Raw genomic sequence first — 14,457 nt, forward strand, 5'->3', positions numbered from 1 at the left:
GGCTATCCCAAATTGTCAAAGAACCAACATCCTCGCGACAGAAGCGGAACTGTATCAAACTACCCGCCACTCCGTCAACCCCCCAGCACCGCAACGCTTCAGCTACGCTTGCCACTCCACCGCTCAAGCACCACAGCGCAAGGGAAGGCGTGATTATACGGGTCTGGCCTTCCCTGTCAACAGGGGTTCGATCTATGCTCGATCTGCGCGTCGAGCCGCCGCGACTCCACCTGCCAGACGACGAAGGCGCTCACGACGATGAAGATGAGCGTGACCACCGCGGCGCTGAGTGCGATGCGCCGGGTCATCGACTGTCCATTCATTTTTTCTGTCTCCTACTGGGGTAACGATTCCATATTATCGGCGATCGGTAAAAAAACTTGAGCGGTTTTCGCGGTAAGATCATCCTATGATCCCAGTTTCGCTATTCTGCCGCGCGTTCGCGCGCCGCTTCGCGGATCGCTTCTTGGCCACCAACTGCTGGGAGGTTGCCGGAGGGCTCGCGTTTACCACGCTGTTGGCGCTGGTGCCCATTGCCACCTTGACGATCCTCTTTTTCCGAACGGTGCCGGCGTTCGCGAAGCTGGGTGAGGCGCTGCGCGAATTTCTCACTGCGAATCTGCTTCCGGAAGCGGCGGCGACGATCATCACCCAATACGCCGAAGCGTTTACCACCAATGCCGGGCAACTCACCGCGTTGGGCTCCACGATGCTGGTTTTCACGTCGGTGTTGCTGCTCGCGACCGTCGAAGATGTCTTCAACCGCATCTGGAATGCGCGGCGCGCCCGGGGTTGGGCCAGGCGGCTGACGCTCTACTGGTTCGTCTTGACCGCGGGGCCACTTCTTGTCGGCGGCAGCATCGCCGCGGCACGTGCATTGGCGCAAGAGGCGTCCGAATTCGCTGGCCACGCGTCTTGGTCGGACCAGGTGCTCGCCGTCCTCGTGCCGCTCTCGCTCTTGTGGCTCTTCTTCAGTTTTCTTTATTACGCCGTCCCGCACCACCCCGTGCGGGGTCGAATCGCGGCAACCGCCGGTCTGATCGTGGCGGTGCTCTTTCTGTTGCTGCAGAAGGGGTTTGGTTGGTTCGTCGCCACCATCCCCACCTATACGTTGATCTACGGCGCGTTTGCCACGTTGCCGATCTTCTTGCTCTGGCTCTATTCGCTCTGGCTGCTGATTTTGAGCGGTGCGGTTGCCGCCGCGGCGTTCGAAGAGACCAACGCGGAGATCAAAAGCATGCCGCACTTTCCGGGGTATGAGGCGTTGGCTGCATTCACGATCCTGGAAACGTTGTGGGCTGCGCAGAAGGTGGGCAAGACAGTCGATCAAGAGGAGCTGTGGCACGCTGCGCAGTTGCCCCCGCACGAGTGCGAACGGCTGCTGGATGCGCTGACAGCGCGTGGATGGATCGAGCGCAGCGAAAAGGGCGCATGGCTGGCTGCGATCGCACCGCAGGTGTTGTCACCGGCGCACGTTCTGGCTGCGTTTGCGCTCGACCTCGATGCGTGGCGCCAACATGCGCAGACCCCAGGCGCACGATGGCTCCCCGAGCAGCTTCGGCCCGCTGCGCACGCGTTGGCGCAGCCCTTTGCGTCGTTACGCGAGGAAACTGCCCCGACACAAAGGGAAGAGAACCGCAATTTGCCTTCTGATTCCGCGGGTTGAGCTGACCGAACGGGGGCGTTGCGTGCGCGCTATTTATTCCCTTTTGCGGATAATTTCTGACGCTCTTCGGCAATCGCCGCAGCAACGGCTTGGTGGGCCTCTTCGTTTCCTTCGGTAAGTGGCAAGAGCTGCTCCCAGTAACGAATCGCGGTTGCCGGGTCGTCGTTTGCAGACGCGGCTGCCCCTGCGAGCGCAAGCGCGCGGGGTGATTGCGGCGCAAGTTCGACGGCCTGCTTGATCAGCTTGACCGCATCGCCGTTGAAGCCACCATTCGCCGCTGCGAGCAGTTCGCCCCAATCGAGCAAGACGTTGGGATCCGCGGGAATTTTGTCGCCAATGGCGCGCCACGTCGCCTGCACTGCCTCGGCATCTTCCAGCACCATGTAGGAGCGCGCCAGCATCCGCCACCCGGGTACATCGTCCGGTTGCTGAGCCAAGCGTTCAGCCAAGCGCGCCACCAGTTGGCGGATGCGCTCGGGTGTGATCCCACCGTCCGGATTGGCGGCGCGCGCCGCCTGCGTGGCGGCGACGACCCGGGCATCATCGGCCCACTGCGGCGAACCCACCACCAGGTAGAACGCGGCTGCGGAAAGCAGCGCCATTCCCAGCGCACCAACCGCCCACCCCGGCTGCGCCGCATCACGCGCTCCTTGCACCCCACGATTCGGCACTTCGGCAACGGGCGCGTCCCGCGCAGTCGTTTCCGCCGCAGCCGTCTCGGCCAAGATCCGGGCGCGAAGCTCATCGAGCGCGAGACGAAACGCGTCGTCGTCGATCCGCCCGGCGCGGTGATCGGCTTCGAGCTGCGCTTTTTCCGCCTGGAGCGCAGCAATCACGGCGTCGCGGTGGCTTACCGGCGTACGGGTTCGCACACCGCGCATGAGCGGCCACAGCACGAAGAGCAACACGCCAAGCGCGGTTGCGACACTCAAGAGTATCCATGCGGTCACGAGGATTCCTTTGCTACGCGCGTTTCCGTTTTACTGGGGGAATCACCAGCCAGCAACGCGTCGGCCTGCGCCTTGGCCGCCTCGTCGAGGGTGGCTCCCACGCCACTTTGCTGCTGGCGCCGCCGTAAGCCAGACCATAACCCGAAGAGCCCCAGCGCCGCCAATGCGAAAGGGCCGACCCAAAGCAAGAGCGTGCGCGCGTCGAAAGGGGGTTCGAAGAGCACGAACTCACCATAGCGCGCAACGAGAAAATCGACGATCTCCTGTTCGCTTTTCCCTGCTTGCAGCATGGCGCGTACTTGGTTCATCAAATCGTGCGCCAATTCGGCGTTCGATTCGGCAATCGACTGGTTTTGGCAGACCACACAGCGTAGCCGGTGCCCCAAAGCCAGTGCGCGCCGTTCGAGTTCAGGATCGTGTAACGGTTGCGCGCGTTGCTCCGCGGCTGGCGCGGCAGCCCAACTCGGCGCCACCGCGCTGAAAGCAATTGCAATCAACAGCCAACCCAGCGTCGCGTCGACGCGAAAGCGGCCCGCCGCGTACCGCCTCAGGACTGCCAACAGAGCCTGCACGCACCGCCTCATGACCCCTCCTGGAGCGCCAACCATTTGGCGCGCAACTGATCCTGCCAAACTTCTGGTGTGATCGGCCCGATGTGCTTGTAGCGGATCACCCCTTTGGCGTCGATGAAGAAGGTTTCGGGCGTGCCATAGACGCCGTAATCGATCGCAGCACGGCCGGTGAGATCAACTACCAGATCGGCGTAGGGGTCGCCGCCCGTTTTCAGCCACGCGCCAATACGCTGCCACGCCAATTGCGCTTCGGCTTCCGGAGACAATTTGCGCGCGTCGAGTCCGGCATCGCCGCGAATCTCTTTATAGTTGAAGCCGATGATGCGCACCCCCTCTTGTTTGAGGCGCATCAGCATCGGGTGCTCTTGGCGGCACGAAACGCACCACGTCGCCCAGACGTTGAGCAGATAGGGCTGCCCGGCCCACACCGCTGGCGTCACGGTAGCGCTCGGTTCCACAAAGCGCGGCAAGGTGAAATGGGGCGCGGGTTTGCCAATGAGTGGAGATGGGATCTCACGGGGGTTCAGGCGAAAGCCAACCGCAAAGAGCACGACGAGCCCCAGGAACACCACCAGCGGTACCACATATTTCCAGCGCATCAATAGGCTCCTCTTCGAAGTCGCAACCCCGCTACGAGCGAACGATCCCACTCAAACCAATCGCCACCGCGATCGACAACGGCGGTCACACCCGCACCCCCACTGCGCCAGCAGGTACCGCCAGATGGGCCCGTTGCCGCCGGTAGCGGCGGTCGAGCGCGGCAACGGCCCCACCCACCGCCATCAGCAACGGGCCAAGCCAGAGAAAGAGCACCATCGGCTTATAGAAGAGCATCACCACCCACTCGTTTTCGTTTACCGGATCACCCAACGAAACGTAAATGTCGCGCCGCCATGTGGTGTCGATTGCCGCTTCGGTCATCGGCATCGCGGAGAAATGGTAGTTGCGTTTTTCGGGGTGCAGCACCGCGACGGGTTTTCCGTCCGCTGTCGTGACCACGATCGTCCCACGCATCGCGGTGTAGTTCGGCCCTGGTTTTTCTTCGACGCCTTGGAAGCGGAACCGATAGCTGGCCAGCTCCGCGACCTGCCCCGGCGCCATTTTGACGTCGAGCCGCGCTTCGAACGCACCCAGGAGGGTCGCACCCATGATGAAGACGCCAACGCCCAAATGGGCCAACCACATCCCCCACCACGAACCGGGGATGCGGGAGAGCCGCTCAGAAATGCTCTGACCTTCCGCGCGGTTCTGCAGCCGCTCCCAGAGTAACCGGGCACTGCCCCAAGTGACCCAGAGCGTGAGCCAGAGCCCCAGCCACGCGCGCAAGGTCACGTGGTCGGCCGCCGCCAGCAACGCCAGCGCCGCCGATGCCGTCACCACGAAATCGAGCACCAGGCGCTTGCTCAGCCGTCGCCAATCGTCCTGTTTCCAGCGCAAGAACGGGGATATCGCCATGAAGAACACCGCTGGTGTCATCAGCGGGACGAAGACCGCAACGAAGTAGGGTTCGCCCACTGAGAGCTTGCCAAGCCCCAACGCATCCATCAAAAGCGGATAGACAGTGCCCAACAGGACGGCAAGCGCCGCCGCACTCATCAAGACGTTATTGACCAGAAGCGTCGCTTCCCGCGAAAACCAACCGAACGCGCCACCGCCTGCGAGCATTGGCGCACGCCAAGCGAAGAGCGCGAGCGACACCCCGACCGTTACCGCCAGCAACCCCAGAATGAAAAGGCCGCGCGACGGGTCGGAGGCAAACGCATGGACCGAAGTAATCACGCCGGAACGGACCAGAAACGTCCCCAACAGCGACAGAGAAAACGCGGCGATCGCCAAAAGGACGGTCCAAGCGCGAAACGCGCCACGCTTTTCGGTGACGATGATCGAATGGATGAACGCGGTCATCACCAGCCACGGAATGAACGAGGCGTTTTCCACGGGGTCCCAGAACCACCAGCCCCCCCATCCGAGTTCGTAATAGGCCCACCACGAGCCAACCATGATGCCCAAAGTGAGAAAGAGCCACGCGGTGAGCGCCCATGGCCGTGCCCAGCGCGACCACGCCGCGTCCATACGCCCGGAAAGCAGCGCGGCGATCGCAAACGCGAAGGTGACCGCAGTACCGACGTAGCCCATGTACAGCAGCGGCGGGTGGATGATCATGCCCGGGTCTTGCAGCAGCGGATTGAGGTCTCGCCCTTGTTCTGGCGCTGGCACCAAGCGCGAGAAGGGGTTGGAGGTAAGCGTCAGAAAAAGCAGAAACCCGAAACTGACCAGCCCCAACACCCCAACGACACGCGCGCGCATCGCTTCAGTGAGCGCTTGCGACCGCCACGCCACTGCGGCACTCCAGCCAGCGAGCGCCACCGCCCACATCAGCATCGACCCTTCGTGGTTACCCCATGCCGCGGTCACCTGGTAAAACCAGGGCGTCAATGTCGAAGAGTTTTGGGCGACCAACGCTACCGAAAAATCGCTGCGCAGAAAGAGCGCGATGAGCACCGCAAACGCGGTGGCGAGCACCGCACCTTGCGCCAATGCCGCACGCCGCGCCGTGACCATCCACGCAACCCGCCCGCGCTGCGCGCCAGCCAAACCAAAAAAAACCTGCAGCGCGGCAACCGCAATCGCCTGCGCCAGAAGCACCTGCCCCCACTCCGCCAACATCCCGTCACTCCTTCAGGCTTTGCGCCGCCCGCTGCGCCTGGTCGACAGCGTGGGACGCTTCCGGGGGCATGTAGGTTTCGTCGTGCTTCGCCAGCACCTTCTTCGCCTCAAATACGCCGTCGGGGCGAAGCACCCCTTCGGCTACTGCGCCTTGGTTCTCACCGAAGAGGTCAGGCAGTGCGCCGCGGTAGACGACAGGAAGCGCATGTGCGGTATCGGTGATCCGAAAGGTCACCGTGATGCCATCGGGACCGCGTTGAATCGAGCCGGCCTCAACCAGCCCCCCGACGCGAAAATAGCGCCCCGCTTGCGCCTTGCCTTGCGCGATCTCACTGGGGGTCACAAAAAAGACAAGGTTGTCCCGAAACGCCGAGAGCACGAGCGCCACGGCGCTCGCCAGCAACGCTAAGCCAAGAAGGATCAAACTCAACCGTTTTTGGCGCGGACTCATTCTGGCTCCTTCGCAGGTTCCGACGCCTCATCCACAGCGTTCCATTGTGCCGCCGCGGCGACACGCGCGGCCACGCGGCGCGACCACAGGAGTAACTGAAGCACCTCGAAAGCGATCAACGCACCGGTGACGAAATAGCTCCCCCACACGAACGGCGCTTTCCCGCCCATCGCCCAGAACGCCGACCAAGAGCCCCATTCCATCCTGCTCCTCCTACTCTGCTTCGCGTTTCGCGATCATCGCTGCCGCCGCTTTCTGCGCCCAATCGGTATGCGCTTCGCGCAACAACACCATGGTGCGGGCCCGTGCCAACGCCACCGCGATCGAATAGCTCCACGCGGCAAAGGTCATGATGAGCATCGTCACCAGCATCACGGTGGCCATCGACGGCGCTTTGGTGAGACTGACCGAAGCGCCTTGATGCAAGGTATTCCACCACTGCACCGAAAAGTAGATGATCGGTACGTTGAGCGAACCGACGATTGCGAGGATCGCCCCCGCCCGATCCGCGCGCCGGGGATCCTCGATGCTGTGCACGAGCGCGATGTACCCCAAATAGAGGAACATCAGCAGCAATTGCGAGGTCATTCGAGCATCCCACGCCCAGTAAGTTCCCCACGTGGGTTTGCCCCACAGCGCCCCGGTCCAGAGCGCGACGAAACACCAGAGCGCGCCCGTCGGAGCGAGCGCGTGCGCGAGGATGAAGGAGACGCGGGTATTGAGCGTCAACCCCACGATCCCCCAGAACGCCATCGCCAAATAGATGATCATACTCATCCACGCGGCCGGAACGTGGATGTAAATCACGCGATAGACCTCTCCCTGGCGAAAATCGGACGGCGCCACGAAAAAGGCCGCGTAAAGCCCCACCACAGCCAACAGCGCCGCCGCCCAGCCAAAACCAGGAACCAGTTTTCCGGTGAGCCAGAAGAACTCTTTCGGCGCCGCAAAGCGCCACCAGCTTTTCGGCGAGCGCATCTTCGTTTCGGTCGCAGCGCGCCACGCGTCGATTCGACTCATCCTTTCCTTCCTACTCCACAGCCAAACGCAGCGCCGCGGCGCACCCCCACGGCGCAAGCGCAGTCGCCGCCAACGAGCCTCCGGCCAGAAGCGCCAACTGCGCCGCGAACGGGGCGCCCGCGCGCGCGCTCGCCACCGCATCGACGCCGAAGATCAGCACCGGCACGAAGAGCGGCAAGACCAGAAGCGCCAGCAACAGACCGCTAGCGCGTAACCCGAGCGTCAGCGCCGCCCCCACCGCGCCAATTAGGGTCAGCATCGGCGTACCCAAAAGGAGCGTCACCGGCAACCACCCATAAACCACTGGTTCGACGTCGTAAAGGAGCGCCAGGAGCGGCGCCAGCGCGGCAAGGGGCACCGCCGTGGTCACCCAATGGGCCAACAGTTTCGCGCCCAGCCAAACCGGCGCTGGTTCGGCAGACAACAACAATTGCTCCAAAGTTCCATCGCGCCAGTCGTGTTCGAAAAGGCGTGGCAGCGTCAGGAGCACCGCAAGGAGCGCGGTCACCCACAGGATTCCCGGCGCGACCGTGCGCAACAGCCGCTCATCGGTCCCCACGCCGAAAGGGAACAAGGTGGCAACGATGACGAAAAAGGTGAGCGCAACCAGCGTGTCGGCGCGGCTTCGCCAAGCCAGCAGCGCCTCACGCCGCAATACCGCCAGAAAGAGCGCGATCATGCGGCGCGCCTCCGCGCGGGTCGAAACGCGCCAAGATCGAGGGTACGCACCGGCACACAAAACGGCGCTTCCTGGTGGGTGGTCAGTAGAATCAGCCCGCCTGCTTGGGCATGCGCTTCGATCAAGCGGGTGAGCGTCGTCACGAACGCCTGATCGAGCGCCGTGAGCGGTTCGTCCAAAAGCCAAACGGTTCGCGTACGGGCAAAAAAGAGACGCGCAAGGCTCACCCGACGGCGCTGCCCCGCAGAGAGCACTTTGAGCGGCAAGTCGCGCTGCGCCGCAAGCCCCACCGCGGCAAGTGCTTCATCGACCGCGCCAGAGGACGGGTACGCACCCATCAGCGCACAGAGAAAACGGAGATTTTCCCGCGGCGAGAGGAGCTCGTTTGCGGCCAGCGCATGGCCAAGGTAGCAGCATTCGGCGCGCCACGCGTCGTGCACGGCGCTAAGCGGCGCATCGCGAAAAAAGATCGCGCCGTGGGCAACGGGAAGAAGCCCCGCCACCATGCGCAACAGGGTGCTCTTCCCGACGCCGTTTTCGCCCGTGATGCGCACCACTTCGCCGGGCTCGAACGTCGCGGAAAGGCGATGGAACAGCAACCGCTCCCCTCTGCGCCCCGCCAGATCGTGCCACCTCAAGAGTGCCATGCCGCCCCATCTCGAACCACGCTTGCGCGATTGTACCCGAAGGGGGGCACGTGCTGATCGTGGACGGTACGGCGGCAACCGGCTACGTGCCGCGCTCGAAGCGGCGATCAGGCAAGGCGGCGATACCCCCCAGCCACCCCTTCCGGCGCCAAAACGATTTGCCAGAGCTGACTGTCCCGGGCACGAAAGGTCCCGGCACAGACCAGCAGATAGTAGCGCCACATGCGGTAAAAGCGTTTGCCGTACCGCGCCGCGAAGCGTGGCCACGCCGCTTCGAAACGCCCATACCACGCCATCAGCGTTTTGTCGTAGTCGGCGCCGAAATTATGGACGTCCTCGATGACGAAAAGCGGCTCGGCTGCGCGCGCGATGTCCGAAAGCGCGGGCAATTCACCATTGGGAAAGATATACTTTTCGATCCATGGATCGACACCACGCCCCGGCTTGCGCTTGCCGATCGTGTGCAGCAGGAAAAGCCCGTCAGGTTTGAGCGCGCGCCGCACCGCGCGGAAAAAGGCGGGATAGTTGCGCACCCCAACGTGCTCGAACATCCCCACCGACGCGACGCGATCGAACGGTCCACCATAGGCGGCCGGGTCGAACTCGCGATAATCGGCAAGAACGAAGGTCACCGGCAGATCGCGGCACTGCTCTTGCCCAAAGCGCGCTTGATCCTGCGAAATGGTGATTCCGACGCACGTCACCCCGTAGCGCTCCGCCGCAAAGCGCATAAGGCTCCCCCATCCGCATCCGACATCGAGGAGTCGCATACCGGGCTTCAGCCCCAATTTGCGGCAGATGAGGTCGAGTTTCGCTTCCTGCGCTTCGTCGAGTGTCGTCGCGTTTGCCCAGTAACCGCACGAATAGGCCATGGTCGGGCCAAGCATCGCGGCAAAGAAGTCGCTTCCCAGATCGTAGTGGGCGCGCCCCACTTCCCACGCCCGGCTGCGCGACTGCAAATTGATAAGCACCGACTGCATCGCCAAGAGCGCGCGCCGCCAATCGCGGAGTCGTTCGTCGAGCTTTGCGGCGAGCGCCCGGGCGATCAGTTCGTCGAGCGCGTCACAGTCCCACCACCCGTCCATGTAGGACTCGCCCAACCCCAGACTTCCTTTTGCGAGTACCCGGTCGAAAAAATCGGGGTGATGGACGGTGATGTCCCACGGCCGCGACCCGCCGATCTCGACGTCGATCTCGTGCAACCACGCCCGAATCGTCGCTTCCGCGCGCTTAGGCATCGCCCCACCTCCTTTGCCGGGAAGGCCACGATCCTACGCAGCGCTTTGGCGAATCAGGAAGTCGAACGCCGAAAGCGCCGCTTTTGCCCCTTCACCCATCGCAATGATAATCTGTTTGTAGGGCACCGTGGTGCAATCCCCTGCGGCGAAAATCCCCGGCACGTTGGTCGCACAGCGCGGATCGATCTCGATTTCGCCAAAGCGGTTGCGCGCCACCACCCCGTCGAGCCAATCGGTATTGGGCACGAGCCCGATTTGGACGAAGACCGCCGCGGCGTCGATCTGCCGCTCTTCCCCCGAGGCGCGGTCGCGATAGCGCAACCCGGTCATCTTCTGCCCGTCGCCCACGATCGCGAGCGTTTGCGCTTGGGTGATCACGGTGACATTCGGTAGCGAAGAAAGTCTTTTCTGTAAAACCGCGTCGGCTTTGAGGGTATCCATGAACTCGAGCAGGGTGACATGGGCGACAATCCCCGCCAGGTCGATCGCCGCCTCCACACCGGAGTTACCCCCTCCGACCACCACTACCGGTTTCCCTTTGAAGAGCGGCCCGTCGCAGTGGGGGCAGTAGGCAACCCCTTTGCCGCGGTATTCACGTTCCCCCGGTACGTTGAGTTCGCGCCAGCGCGCCCCCGTTGCCAAGATCACCGTCTTTGCCTTGAGCTCGGCGCCATTGGCGAGCTGCACCACCGCCGGCTCCCCCGCCGCACCGGGACGCAACCCCACGGCTCGTTGATGGTTGATCACATCGACGTCGTACGCCTTGACGTGCTCTTCGAGGCCGGCGACCAATTTCGGCCCTACGGTCTCCTTGACCGAGATGAAATTCTCGATCGCCAACGTATCCATCACCTGCCCGCCAAAGCGTTCGGCAACGATCCCCGTCGTGATCCCTTTGCGCGCAGCATAGATCGCTGCCGCGGCACCGGCTGGTCCGCCCCCGACGATCAAGACGTCGAAAAGCGGCTTTTGCGCCAATTGCGCGCGCACCCGTTCGTCGTTTTTGGCGTCGACCTTGGCCAGAATCTCCGGCAATTCCATCCGCCCTTGGCCAAAAAGCACGCCATTGAGATAGACGGTGGGCACCGCCATGATCTGCCGGGATTCAACCTCCTGCGGGAAACGCCCCCCGTCGATCATCACCGCGGTAACGTTGGGGTTGAGCGCCGCGATCGCGTTCACCGCCTGCACGACATCGGGACAGTTGTGGCACGAAAGCGAAACATAGACCTCGAACGCCAGCGGCGTGGCAAGGCTTTTGGCCTGATCGATCACCGCCTGCTCCACCTTGGGGGGGTAGCCGCTCACCTGCAGCAGCGCCAGAATGAGCGAAGCAAACTCGTGCCCCAACGGCAACCCGGCAAAATGGACCCGCGGTGCCTCGCCGGGACGGGTCACTGCAAACGCAGGGCGCCGACCGCCCGCGACTTCGTCTCCCATCGCTTCGCGCACCGTCACCTTGGGACTGGCTGCGCGAATCGCTTCGATCAACTCGCCCAATTGCTTCGCCGCGTCGCTGGCGTCGAGCGCGGTCACGAGCTCGATCGGTTCGACCAACCGTTCCAGATATTGCCGAAGTGCCGCTTGGGTTTGTTCATCCAAAAGTGCCATCGTGATTCTCCTTCGTAACCGGACCAAACCGCGAGGAAAAAAGCCCCCTGGGTTCCCCCCCTCGGGGCCCCTTGCCACGCGCTTTGGCGTCTTGTCGCTCTGTTGGGATTGGGTTGGTAGTGGCACGGCAGCGCGCCGGCTGCCGCGCCGAATCGGTCAAAAAAGATCGACCCGGGTGTGCTTAGATCTTACCGACGAGATCGATCGAGGGTTTCAGCGTCTCAGCGCCTTCGTTCCACTTCGCCGGGCAGACTTCACCCGGGTGTTCGGCCACGTACTTCGCCGCTTTCACTTTGCGCAAGAGTTCTGCCGCATTCCGGCCGATGCTGTTGTCATTGACCTCCATCCCTTTGATCACGCCGTTCGGGTCGATGATGAAGGTCCCACGCAACGCCAGGCCTTCGTCCTCGATGAGCACGTCGAACGCACGGGCGAGTTTTTGCGCCGGATCGCCCAGCATCGGATACTTCACCTTCTTGATCGCGGGCGAGACATCGGCCCACGCTTTGTGGGTGAAATGGGTATCGGTCGAGACTGCGTAGATTTCGCAATTGACCTTCTTGAACTCGTCGTAAAGATCCGCCAAGTCTTCGAGCTCGGTCGGGCAGACGAAGGTGAAGTCGGCCGGGTAGAAAACGAAGACCGACCAGTGGCCCTTGAGATCGGCGTCGGTGATCTCTTTGAATTGACCATTGACATACGCTTGGGCTTTGAATGCGGGCACTTGGGTATTGATCAAGCTCATCGTGTAACCTCCTTTTCTGACAAAAAACCCAGGACACAACCCGCTGCTCGACCCTGGGGCATCGAACAGCACGGGAATCATTGTAGGGCCAGAGACGATAAATTCCAATTGCACCCAACAATCATTTCAATTGTCTCAGGCAATCGTAAAGCCATAACATCAAGCACTGTTTGGAACGAACGGCTTTGCGTACAATCGAACCTGACGACGACAAGGAGCGACTGTCACGATGACTCGTTTGCGCGAAATCCCCTATAACTACACTTCACTCTCGGACCGCGAAATCGTCATTCGCCTGTTGGGAACAGAAGCCTGGTCGATCATCGAATCGCTGCGTGGCGAACGCGTCACCGGACGCAGCGCGCGGATGCTCTACGAAATCCTCGGGGACATGTGGGTCATCGAACGCAACCCCTACCTGCAAGACGACCTCCTTGACCACCCCAAAAGGCGGCAGGCGCTCATCGACGCGCTCTACCACCGTCTGAACGAAGTCGAAAAACGGCGGCAAGCCAGTGCACACGAAGATCCCACGCGCGCCGAACGGGTCGGTCAACTGGTCACCTACGTTCGCGAGGCGATCGAACGGTTCGCGCGACAATTCGACGAGATCGCGCGCTTGCGCGAACAGGTGGTCAAAAAACTCTCCCGCTACACGCGGCGCGACAACATCCTGTTCGACGGGCACAGCCGAGTGAGCCACGTCACCGACGCCACCGACTGGCGGGTCGAATACCCTTTCGTGGTGCTCTGCCCGGATAGTGAGGAAGAGATCGCGCCACTGGTGCGCGCGTGCATCGAACTGGGGCTCACGATCATTCCGCGCGGCGGCGGCACCGGCTACACCGGCGGCGCAGTCCCGCTGGACGCAAAGAGCGTCGTGATCAACACCGAAAAGCTCCTGATGATGAGCCCAGTGGAGATGGTCCATCTTCCAGACCGCGACGGCAACCCGATGAAGACCCCGTATGCGACGATCCGCACCGGCGCGGGCGTGGTCACCGCGCGGGTCGCCGAAGCAGCAGCGGCGGCCGGCCGGGTCTTCGCCGTCGACCCCACGAGCGCCGAAGCATCGTGCATCGGCGGCAACATCGCGATGAACGCGGGCGGCAAGAAAGCGGTCCTGTGGGGCACCGCGCTCGACAACCTCGCGTGGTGGAAAATGGTCACCCCCGACGGCAACTGGCTGGAGGTGGAGCGCCTTGATCACAACTTCGGCAAGATTCACGAACAAGAGACCGTCCGATTCCGGCTCAAGCGCTTCGACGGCAAAACCTATGCCCCGTTGGGCGAAGAGCTCCTCGAACTTCCTGGCGCAAGCCTGCGCAAACCGGGATTGGGCAAAGACGTCACCGACAAATACCTGGGCGGCATCCCGGGGGTGCAGAAAGAGGGAACCGACGGGATCATCGTCGCGGCGCGCTGGGTGCTCCACGAAATGCCGCCGGTGCAGCGTACCGTCTGTCTCGAATTCTTCGGCCAAGTGCGGGAAGCGGTGCCTGCGATCGTCGAGATCACCGACTACTTCAAACCGGGCGGTGCGGGCCATGCCGCAGGCGTCAAATTGGCCGGGCTCGAACACCTCGACGAGCGCTACGTCAAGGCGGTGGGCTACACCACCAAAGCCAAACGGCATGGCCGGCCGAAGATGGTGCTCATTGGCGACATCGTCGGCTACGACGAAGCGGCGGTGATGCGCGCGGCGTCCGAGGTGGTGCGCATGGGGAACCTGCGCGGTGGCGAAGGGTTCATCGCGGTGAGCCCCGAGCAGCGTAAAGCGTTCTGGGCCGACCGTTCGCGCACTGCGGCGATCTCCCGCCACACCAACGCGTTCAAAATCAACGAAGACGTGGTGATCCCGCTACCGCGCATGGGCGACTATTGCGACGCGATCGAGCGGATCAACATCGAACTTTCGCTCGAAAACAAGCTCGAGATCTGCGACGCGATCGAGCAGTTCTTGGCCAACGAACCGCTCCCGGTCGCGGAAGCCGACGGTGAAACCACACCCCCTGCCGAATGGATCGAAGAAAAGCGCGCCCAGGCGCTCGAACTGGTGCGCGAAGTGAAGCGGCGTTGGCAGTGGCTCTACCAGTCGCTCGACCTCCCGTTGGCCGAAGCCGAAGCGCACTTTGCCGAATATGGGATTCGCGCCGGCGAATACCAAAACACCGCCCCCAATCCAACGCTCTTCCACCGACTTCAGGACTA

15 protein-coding genes are annotated in these 14,457 nt (G+C 62.7%); 2 read left to right on the forward strand and 13 right to left on the reverse strand.

The annotated features are described in order from the left end of the window. Positions 1-176 precede the first annotated feature (176 nt). On the reverse strand, positions 177-323 hold the full coding sequence (locus tag KUL93_RS10295; protein WP_217126962.1) for a hypothetical protein: 147 nt from the start codon (positions 321-323) through the stop codon (positions 177-179). Between the two features lie 86 nt (positions 324-409). Here KUL93_RS10295 and KUL93_RS10300 point away from each other — a divergent pair, with 86 nt between their 5' ends. Further along, a complete protein-coding gene (locus KUL93_RS10300; protein ID WP_217126963.1) occupies positions 410-1,666 on the forward strand; it encodes a YihY family inner membrane protein in 1,257 nt (418 codons plus the stop codon). Between the two features lie 29 nt (positions 1,667-1,695). Here the strand turns inward: KUL93_RS10300 and ccmI are convergent, their stop codons facing one another. The 12 genes from ccmI to ahpC all read right to left on the reverse strand — a co-directional run bounded on the left by ccmI (position 1,696) and on the right by ahpC (position 12,246). Beyond that, positions 1,696-2,616 (reverse strand): c-type cytochrome biogenesis protein CcmI, encoded by a 921-nt coding sequence (ccmI, locus tag KUL93_RS10305; RefSeq protein WP_217126964.1) that lies wholly within the window; start codon positions 2,614-2,616, stop codon positions 1,696-1,698. After that, positions 2,613-3,200, reverse strand: a complete 588-nt coding sequence (locus KUL93_RS10310) for a cytochrome c-type biogenesis protein (protein WP_217126965.1) — start codon at positions 3,198-3,200, stop codon at positions 2,613-2,615. The genes ccmI and KUL93_RS10310 overlap by 4 nt, the downstream gene beginning before the upstream one ends. Next, entirely contained in the window at positions 3,197-3,787 is a 591-nt protein-coding gene (locus KUL93_RS10315; protein ID WP_217126966.1) for a DsbE family thiol:disulfide interchange protein, read from the reverse strand. Before KUL93_RS10315 ends, KUL93_RS10310 begins: the two co-directional genes overlap by 4 nt. 85 nt (positions 3,788-3,872) lie before the next feature. After that, complete coding sequence (locus KUL93_RS10320; protein ID WP_217126967.1) at positions 3,873-5,855, reverse strand: heme lyase CcmF/NrfE family subunit; 1,983 nt, start codon at positions 5,853-5,855, stop codon at positions 3,873-3,875. A gap of 4 nt (positions 5,856-5,859) precedes the next feature. Next, positions 5,860-6,306, reverse strand: coding sequence for a cytochrome c maturation protein CcmE (gene ccmE, locus KUL93_RS10325; protein WP_217126968.1), 447 nt, complete (start codon positions 6,304-6,306; stop codon positions 5,860-5,862). After that, positions 6,303-6,509, reverse strand: a complete 207-nt coding sequence (gene ccmD, locus KUL93_RS10330; protein ID WP_217126969.1) for a heme exporter protein CcmD — start codon at positions 6,507-6,509, stop codon at positions 6,303-6,305. Before ccmD ends, ccmE begins: the two co-directional genes overlap by 4 nt. 10 nt (positions 6,510-6,519) lie before the next feature. Then, positions 6,520-7,326 (reverse strand): heme ABC transporter permease CcmC, encoded by an 807-nt coding sequence (ccmC, locus tag KUL93_RS10335; RefSeq protein WP_249419425.1) that lies wholly within the window; start codon positions 7,324-7,326, stop codon positions 6,520-6,522. 10 nt (positions 7,327-7,336) lie between these two features. Further along, positions 7,337-8,005, reverse strand: coding sequence for a heme exporter protein CcmB (gene ccmB, locus KUL93_RS10340; RefSeq protein WP_217126970.1), 669 nt, complete (start codon positions 8,003-8,005; stop codon positions 7,337-7,339). Continuing rightward, positions 8,002-8,652, reverse strand: coding sequence for a cytochrome c biogenesis heme-transporting ATPase CcmA (gene ccmA / locus KUL93_RS10345; protein WP_217126971.1), 651 nt, complete (start codon positions 8,650-8,652; stop codon positions 8,002-8,004). Before ccmA ends, ccmB begins: the two co-directional genes overlap by 4 nt. A gap of 107 nt (positions 8,653-8,759) precedes the next feature. After that, positions 8,760-9,890: a cyclopropane fatty acyl phospholipid synthase gene (gene cfa, locus KUL93_RS10350; RefSeq protein WP_217126972.1), complete on the reverse strand. Its 1,131-nt coding sequence runs from the start codon at positions 9,888-9,890 to the stop codon at positions 8,760-8,762. A 33-nt stretch (positions 9,891-9,923) separates the two neighbouring features. Then, on the reverse strand, positions 9,924-11,501 hold the full coding sequence (ahpF, locus tag KUL93_RS10355; RefSeq protein ID WP_217126973.1) for an alkyl hydroperoxide reductase subunit F: 1,578 nt from the start codon (positions 11,499-11,501) through the stop codon (positions 9,924-9,926). A 181-nt stretch (positions 11,502-11,682) separates the two neighbouring features. Then, positions 11,683-12,246 carry an alkyl hydroperoxide reductase subunit C gene (gene ahpC / locus KUL93_RS10360; protein ID WP_217126974.1) on the reverse strand — a complete coding sequence of 188 codons (564 nt, stop codon included), beginning with the start codon at positions 12,244-12,246 and terminating at the stop codon, positions 11,683-11,685. 229 nt (positions 12,247-12,475) lie between these two features. On the opposite strand from ahpC, the gene KUL93_RS10365 reads away from it, so the two are divergent. Continuing rightward, positions 12,476-14,457 (forward strand): DUF3683 domain-containing protein (locus tag KUL93_RS10365; protein WP_217126975.1); only part of this gene is annotated, 1,982 nt, incomplete at its 3' end.

The sequence above is a fragment of the Hydrogenophilus thiooxidans genome (assembly GCF_019049855.1).
In the GTDB taxonomy this organism is placed as follows: Bacteria; Pseudomonadota; Gammaproteobacteria; order Burkholderiales; family Rhodocyclaceae; genus Hydrogenophilus; species Hydrogenophilus thiooxidans.